Source organism: Nonlabens tegetincola (genome assembly GCF_002954355.1).
Lineage (GTDB): Bacteria > Bacteroidota > Bacteroidia > Flavobacteriales > Flavobacteriaceae > Nonlabens > Nonlabens tegetincola.
The window spans coordinates 1-7,919 of the sequence record NZ_MQVV01000002.1; the positions used below are offsets into that span (position 1 = coordinate 1).

Sequence of the window (7,919 nt, forward strand, 5' to 3'; positions counted from 1 at the left end):
ATCAGCTGCTCTGTTACATTTGATCCTGATCCTACTGTTGTAGTCGTTGGTCTGTTCGGCTGTCTGAATATCAGTGCTGCTGGTAATGTAGACTCATCTATATCGGTTGTCGTATCTCCTGATGGAACTACCACTGACAACTTCCGTCTGGCTGAGTTGTAACTACTTGTACAACTCCGTTTGAATCTGTAATTACTACATCTACACCGCCTAAACCTGGCTCACCTGCATCTGTACTCATCTCCGTTTAAGTCCTCAAAGACTAATCGTTTAAGATTCCATTCTGATCTAAAGGTGTCACCGTTGGATCATCTGGATCTCCATCTGCGTCTGGATCTACATCATTCACATTGTTTGGATCATCACTATCATCGCTCACAGGTCCAATGGGTCTCCATTTGGATCTATTGCGTCTGCTTCTGATACCGCTGTATTGGTTACACTTCCGTTTGCTATATCTGCTGCCGTTAATGTGTAAACCTGATCTGCTATACTTCCTACTGCGCCTGGAGCTAATGTACTTGGAACTACTGGCTCATTTACTAAACCTAGTAAGGCATCACTGATTACTGCTTCTCTACTAATACATTACAATATTGGTCACTGAAAGCTGTAGGTAATCGTGCTCCTGCATCTGTAATACCATTCCCATTAGCATCTACTACTCTCCGCTTACTTTCTCTAACGATAGGTTTGCTTCTGCTGTAAAGAATCCATCAGCTGGCTCTGTTACATTTGATCCTGATCCTACTGTTGTAGTCGTTGGATCTGTTCCGGCTGTCTGAATATCAGTGCCTGCTGGTAATGTAGACTCATCTATATCGGTTGTCGTATCTCCTGATGGAACTACACTGACCAACTTCCGTCTGGCTGAGTTGTAACTACTTGTACAACTCGTTTGAATCTGTAATTACACATCTACACCGCCTAAACTGGCTCACTGCATCCTGTACTCCATCTCCGTTTAAGTCCTCAAGACTAATCCGTTAAGATTCCATTCTGATCTAAAGGTGTCACGTTGGATCATCTGGATCTCCATCTGCGTCTGGATCTACATCATTCACATTGTTTGGATCATCACTATCATCGCTCACGGTCCTAATGGATCTCCATTTGGATCTATAGCGTCTGCTTCTGATACCGCTGTATTGGTTACACTTCCGTTTGCTATATCTGCTGCCGTTAATGTGTAACCTGATCTGCTATACTTCCTACTGCGCCTGGAGCTAATGTACTTGGAACTACTGGCTCATTTACTAAACCTAGTAAGGCATCACTGATTACTGCATTCTCTACTAATACATTACCATTATTGGTCACTGTAAAGCTGTAGGTAATCGTGTCTCCTGCATCTGTAATACCATTCCCATTAGCATCTACTACTCCTCCGCTTACTTTCTCTAACGATAGGTTTGCTTCTGCTGTAAAGAATCCATCAGCTGGCTCTGTTACATTTGATCCTGATCCTACTGTTGTAGTCGTTGGATCTGTTCCGGCTGTCTGATATCAGTGCCTGCTGGTAATGTAGACTCATCTATATCGGTTGTCGTATCTCCTGATGGAACTACCACTGACCAACTTCCGTCTGGCTGAGTTGTAACTACTTGTACAACTCCGTTTGAATCTGTAATTACTACATCTACACCGCCTAAACCTGGCTCACCTGCATCCTGTACTCCATCTCCGTTTAAGTCCTCAAAGACTAATCCGTTTAAGATTCCATTCTGATCTAAAGGTGTCACCGTTGGATCATCTGGATCTCCATCTGCGTCTGGATCTACATCATTCACATTGTTTGGATCATCACTATCATCGCTCACAGGTCCTAATGGATCTCCATTTGGATCTATAGCGTCTGCTTCTGATACCGCTGTATTGGTTACACTTCCGTTTGCTATATCTGCTGCCGTTAATGTGTAAACCTGATCTGCTATACTTCCTACTGCGCCTGGAGCTAATGTACTTGGAACTACTGGCTCATTTACTAAACCTAGTAAGGCATCACTGATTACTGCATTCTCTACTAATACATTACCATTATTGGTCACTGTAAAGCTGTAGGTAATCGTGTCTCCTGCATCTGTAATACCATTCCCATTAGCATCTACTACTCCTCCGCTTACTTTCTCTAACGATAGGTTTGCTTCTGCTGTAAAGAATCCATCAGCTGGCTCTGTTACATTTGATCCTGATCCTACTGTTGTAGTCGTTGGATCTGTTCCGGCTGTCTGAATATCAGTGCCTGCTGGTAATGTAGACTCATCTATATCGGTTGTCGTATCTCCTGATGGAACTACCACTGACCAACTTCCGTCTGGCTGAGTTGTAACTACTTGTACAACTCCGTTTGAATCTGTAATTACTACATCTACACCGCCTAAACCTGGCTCACCTGCATCCTGTACTCCATCTCCGTTTAAGTCCTCAAAGACTAATCCGTTTAAGATTCCATTCTGATCTAAAGGTGTCACCGTTGGATCATCTGGATCTCCATCTGCGTCTGGATCTACATCATTCACATTGTTTGGATCATCACTATCATCGCTCACAGGTCCTAATGGATCTCCATTTGGATCTATAGCGTCTGCTTCTGATACCGCTGTATTGGTTACACTTCCGTTTGCTATATCTGCTGCCGTTAATGTGTAAACCTGATCTGCTATACTTCCTACTGCGCCTGGAGCTAATGTACTTGGAACTACTGGCTCATTTACTAAACCTAGTAAGGCATCACTGATTACTGCATTCTCTACTAATACATTACCATTATTGGTCACTGTAAAGCTGTAGGTAATCGTGTCTCCTGCATCTGTAATACCATTCCCATTAGCATCTACTACTCCTCCGCTTACTTTCTCTAACGATAGGTTTGCTTCTGCTGTAAAGAATCCATCAGCTGGCTCTGTTACATTTGATCCTGATCCTACTGTTGTAGTCGTTGGATCTGTTCCGGCTGTCTGAATATCAGTGCCTGCTGGTAATGTAGACTCATCTATATCGGTTGTCGTATCTCCTGATGGAACTACCACTGACCAACTTCCGTCTGGCTGAGTTGTAACTACTTGTACAACTCCGTTTGAATCTGTAATTACTACATCTACACCGCCTAAGCCTGGCTCACCTGCATTCTGCACTCCATCTCCATTTAAGTCCTCAAAGACTAATCCGTTTAAGATTCCATTCTGAGGAATATTGAAAATAGTTGGGTCTTCAAAATCTCCGTCAGAATCAGTATCTACATTTGTAAGATCATCAGGATCATCTGAAACATCAGAAACATTAGGTAATACATTTCCTTGAGAATCTGTAGTTTGAGCAGTAACCGTTGCCGAGTTAATTATTTGTCCATTGGCAATATCACTTGCTGTAAGTGAATAATCAAAAGATGCAGTCCCTATATCACCTGGATTCAAGGTAGCTGGTACTACTGGTAAATTAGTCACTCCAATTGTTGTATCATTAATACTTGCATTTGTCACAACAGTGTTTCCAGTATTCTGAACTGTAAATGAATAAGTAACAATATCACCGACATCTGCTATACCGTTACCATTACTATCGGTATATGAGTCCGCTTTCGCGAAAGCGAGATTAGGAGAGCTCAAATCTACGAATGTAGGGTCCTCTTCATCACCGTCACTATCTATGTCTTGACCAGTAAGATCGTTAGGATCATCAGAGTCATCGGAAACATTTCCTAGACTCGTACCATTTGAATCCAAAGCCTCACCAGTAGCAGTTGCCGTGTTTATTATGCTACCGTTTATTATATCACTTGTTGTTAACGTGTAGTTTGTAGTTACAACATTACTAACGTCACCTGCATTTAACACAGAAGGAGTAATCACTAATCCTGACACACCAATAATTGCATCATCAATTACAATATTCTGGACTTGTACATTTCCATTATTAGTAACAGTAAAGGAATATGTAATTGTATCACCTGCATCAATAAATCCATTTCCATTAACATCTGCGACCGCGCTAGCAACCTTATCTAAGCTTAAGTTAGGTTCTGGTGTTTGGAACCATCTGCAGGTTCGCCTACACTTGTACCTGCTGCAACATTAGTTGTTGTAGGATCAGTACCAGCTGTTTGGACCTCTGTTCCATTTGGTAGGGTCGTCTCATCAATATTTGATGTGGTAACTCCTGCTGGAACAACAACCGACCAACTACCATCAGGATTCGTAATAACTTGCTGTGTTGTACCATCCGAGTTAGTTATATCGATTGTAACTCCTCCTATTCCAAGTTCGCCTGCATCCTGAACACCATTACCATTTTCATCATCAAATACAACACCATTTAAGATACCGCCTGCCGTTAAATTAGTTATGGTAGGATCATCAGGATCAGTGTCAGCATCTGGGTTAACGTTTGCTGGATTATTAGGATCATCACTATCATCGCTAACAGGACCTGCTGGATCACCATTAGGATCTATCGAACCACCATCAACAACTGCGGTGTTGATTACTACACCTGCAGCAATATCCGAAGACGTTAAGGTGTAAACTTGATCTACTATAGTACCTGTTTGACCAGGTAGTAACGTAGACGGTGTTACAATAGCATTAATTAATCCAATCGTATTATCATTTATTACCAAGTTCTCGACTTGAACATTACCATTGTTAATTACGGTAAAGCTATATGTGATAGTGTCTCCTGCATCGGTAATACCATTACCATTAGTATCAACTACGCCTCCGCTAGTTTTTTCAAGGGCAAGATTTGATTCAACTATAAAGTATCCGTTGTTCTCCTCCGTTACTGTAGTTCCCGCCACTACTGTTACATCCGTAGGATCAGTTCCTTCTGTTTGTACGAAACCTACTGGTAGATCTGCATCATCGATATCTACGCTTGCTGTGCCTGGTGCTGCTACTTGAGCCGTGTAAGTTCCTGTTGCATCCGTCTGAACGGTTACTGCTTGACCTGCACTGTCCGTAATCGTAACTTCTACGTTTTCTATGCCTGGCTCACCTGCATCTTGTGTCCCGTTTCCGTTTACATCATTATAAACTACTCCTGTTACCGTGCCTGGTACATTGAATCCGTTGTCTTCTTCTGTCGTTGTTGCTCCAGCCGTTACTGTTACATCCGTAGGATCAGTTCCTTCTGTTTGTACAAATCCTACTGGTAGATCTGCATCATCGATATCTACGCTTGCTGTGCCTGGTGCTGCTACTTGAGCCGTGTAAGTTCCTGTTGCATCCGTCTGAACGGTTACTGCTTGACCTGCACTGTCCGTAATCGTAACTTCTACGTTTTCTATGCCTGGCTCGCCTGCATCTTGTGTCCCGTTTCCGTTTACATCATTATAAACTACTCCTGTTACCGTGCCTGGTACATTGAATCCGTTGTCTTCTTCTGTCGTTGTTGCTCCAGCCGTTACTGTTACATTCGTAGGATCAGTTCCTTCTGTTTGTACGAAACCTACTGGTAGATCTGCATCATCGATATCTACGCTTGCTGTGCCTGGTGCTGCTACTTGAGCCGTGTAAGTTCCTGTTGCATCCGTCTGAACAGTTACTGCTTGACCTGCACTGTCCGTAATCGTAACTTCTACGTTTTCTATGCCTGGCTCGCCTGCATCTTGTGTCCCGTTTCCGTTTACATCATTATAAACTACTCCTGTTACCGTGCCTGGTACATTGAATCCGTTGTCTTCTTCTGTCGTTGTTGCTCCAGCCGTTACTGTTACATCCGTAGGATCAGTTCCTTCTGTTTGTACGAAACCTACTGGTAGATCTGCATCATCGATATCTACGCTTGCTGTGCCTGGTGCTGCTACTTGAGCCGTGTAAGTTCCTGTTGCATCCGTCTGAACGGTTACTGCTTGACCTGCACTGTCCGTAATCGTAACTTCTACGTTTTCTATGCCTGGCTCGCCTGCATCTTGTGTCCCGTTTCCGTTTACATCATTATAAACTACTCCTGTTACCGTGCCTGGTACGTTGAATCCGTTGTCTTCTTCTGTCGTTGTTGCTCCAGCCGTTACTGTTACATTCGTAGGATCAGTTCCTTCTGTTTGTACGAAACCTACTGGTAGATCTGCATCATCGATATCTACGCTTGCTGTGCCTGGTGCTGCTACTTGAGCCGTGTAAGCTCCTGTTGCATCCGTCTGAACGGTTACTGCTTGACCTGCACTGTCCGTAATCGTAACTTCTACGTTTTCTATGCCTGGCTCGCCTGCATCTTGTGTCCCGTTTCCGTTTACATCATTATAAACTACTCCTGTTACCGTGCCTGGTACATTGAATCCGTTGTCTTCTTCTGTCGTTGTTGCTCCAGCCGTTACTGTTACATTCGTAGGATCAGTTCCTTCTGTTTGTACGAAACTACTGGTAGATCTGCATCATCGATATCTACGCTTGCTGTGCCTGGCGCTGCTACTTGAGCCGTGTAAGCTCCTGTTGCATCCGTCTGAACGGTTACTGCTTGACCTGCACTGTCCGTAATCGTAACTTCTACGTTTTCTATGCCTGGCTCGCCTGCATCTTGTGTCCCGTTTCCGTTTACATCATTATAAACTACTCCTGTTACCGTGCCTGGTACATTGAATCCGTTGTCTTCTTCTGTCGTTGTTGCTCCAGCCGTTACTGTTACATCCGTAGGATCAGTTCCTTCTGTTTGTACGAAACCTACTGGTAGATCTGCATCATCGATATCTACGCTTGCTGTGCCTGGCGCTGCTACTTGAGCCGTGTAAGTTCCTGTTGCATCCGTCTGAACGGTTACTGCTTGACCTGCACTGTCCGTAATCGTAACTTCTACGTTTTCTATGCCTGGCTCGCCTGCATCTTGTGTCCCGTTTCCGTTTACATCATTATAAACTACTCCTGTTACCGTGCCTGGTACATTGAATCCGTTGTCTTCTTCTGTCGTTGTTGCTCCAGCCGTTACTGTTACATCCGTAGGATCAGTTCCTTCTGTTTGTACAAATCCTACTGGTAGATCTGCATCATCGATATCTACGCTTGCTGTGCCTGGCGCTGCTACTTGAGCCGTGTAAGTTCCTGTTGCATCAGTCTGAACGGTTACTGCTTGACCTGCACTGTCCGTAATCGTAACTTCTACGTTTTCTATGCCTGGCTCACCTGCATCTTGTGTCCGTTTCCGTTTACATCATTATAAACTACTCCTGTTACCGTGCCTGGTACGTTGAATCCGTTGTCTTCTTCTGTCGTTGTTGCTCCAGCCGTTACGTTACATCCGTAGGATCAGTTCCTTCTGTTTGTACGAAACCTACTGGTAGATCTGCATCATCGATATCTACGCTTGCTGTGCCTGGCGCTGCTACTTGAGCCGTGTAAGCTCCTGTTGCATCCGTCTGAACGGTTACTGCTTGACCTGCACTGTCCGTAATCGTAACTTCTACGTTTTCTATGCCTGGCTCGCTGCATCTTGTGTCCCGTTTCCGTTTACATCATTATAACTACCCTGTTACCGTGCCTGGTACATTGAATCCGTTGTCTTCTTCTGTCGTTGTTGCTCCAGCCGTTACTGTTACATCCGTAGGATCAGTTCCTTCTGTTTGTACGAAACCTACTGGTAGATCTGCATCATCGATATCTACGCTTGCTGTGCCTGGCGCTGCTACTTGAGCCGTGTAAGTTCCTGTTGCATCCGTCTGAACGGTTACTGCTTGACCTGCACTGTCCGTAATCGTAACTTCTACGTTTTCTATGCCTGGCTCGCCTGCATCTTGTGTCCCGTTTCCGTTTACATCATTATAAACTACTCCTGTTACCGTGCCTGGTACATTGAATCCGTTGTCTTCTTCTGTCGTTGTTGCTCCAGCCGTTACTGTTACATTCGTAGGATCAGTTCCTTCTGTTTGTACGAAACCTACTGGTAGATCTGCATCATCGATATCTACGCTTGCTGTGCCTGGCGCTGCTACT

The 7,919-nt window shown here is 44.1% G+C and carries 5 protein-coding genes and 3 pseudogenes; all 8 read right to left on the reverse strand.

Annotated elements, in window-relative coordinates:
• Nucleotides 1-375: 375 nt before the first annotated feature.
• Complete coding sequence (locus BST93_RS14895; protein ID WP_444850713.1) at nt 376-585, reverse strand: CLIPPER-2 domain-containing protein; 210 nt, start codon at nt 583-585, stop codon at nt 376-378.
• A gap of 76 nt (nt 586-661) precedes the next feature.
• Nucleotides 662-859 carry a hypothetical protein gene (locus BST93_RS00070; RefSeq protein ID WP_105017637.1) on the reverse strand — a complete coding sequence of 66 codons (198 nt, stop codon included), beginning with the start codon at nt 857-859 and terminating at the stop codon, nt 662-664.
• 323 nt (nt 860-1,182) lie between these two features.
• Nucleotides 1,183-1,365, reverse strand: a pseudogene (locus BST93_RS00075) (CLIPPER-2 domain-containing protein); the annotation flags it as partial.
• A gap of 101 nt (nt 1,366-1,466) precedes the next feature.
• Nucleotides 1,467-3,956 carry a beta strand repeat-containing protein gene (locus BST93_RS00080; protein WP_444850714.1) on the reverse strand — a complete coding sequence of 830 codons (2,490 nt, stop codon included), beginning with the start codon at nt 3,954-3,956 and terminating at the stop codon, nt 1,467-1,469.
• A 50-nt stretch (nt 3,957-4,006) separates the two neighbouring features.
• The gene (locus BST93_RS00090) at nt 4,007-4,795 is read right to left on the reverse strand and encodes a CLIPPER-2 domain-containing protein (protein ID WP_181072491.1); all 789 of its coding nucleotides are present in this window, start codon (nt 4,793-4,795) and stop codon (nt 4,007-4,009) included.
• A gap of 15 nt (nt 4,796-4,810) precedes the next feature.
• Nucleotides 4,811-6,193: pseudogene (locus BST93_RS14715) on the reverse strand (SdrD B-like domain-containing protein); the annotation flags it as partial.
• 122 nt (nt 6,194-6,315) lie between these two features.
• Nucleotides 6,316-7,113, reverse strand: a pseudogene (locus BST93_RS14720) (SdrD B-like domain-containing protein); the annotation flags it as partial.
• A gap of 337 nt (nt 7,114-7,450) precedes the next feature.
• Nucleotides 7,451-7,919, reverse strand: a 469-nt coding sequence (locus tag BST93_RS00110) for an SdrD B-like domain-containing protein (protein ID WP_308736844.1), incomplete at its 5' end; no start/stop codon positions are given.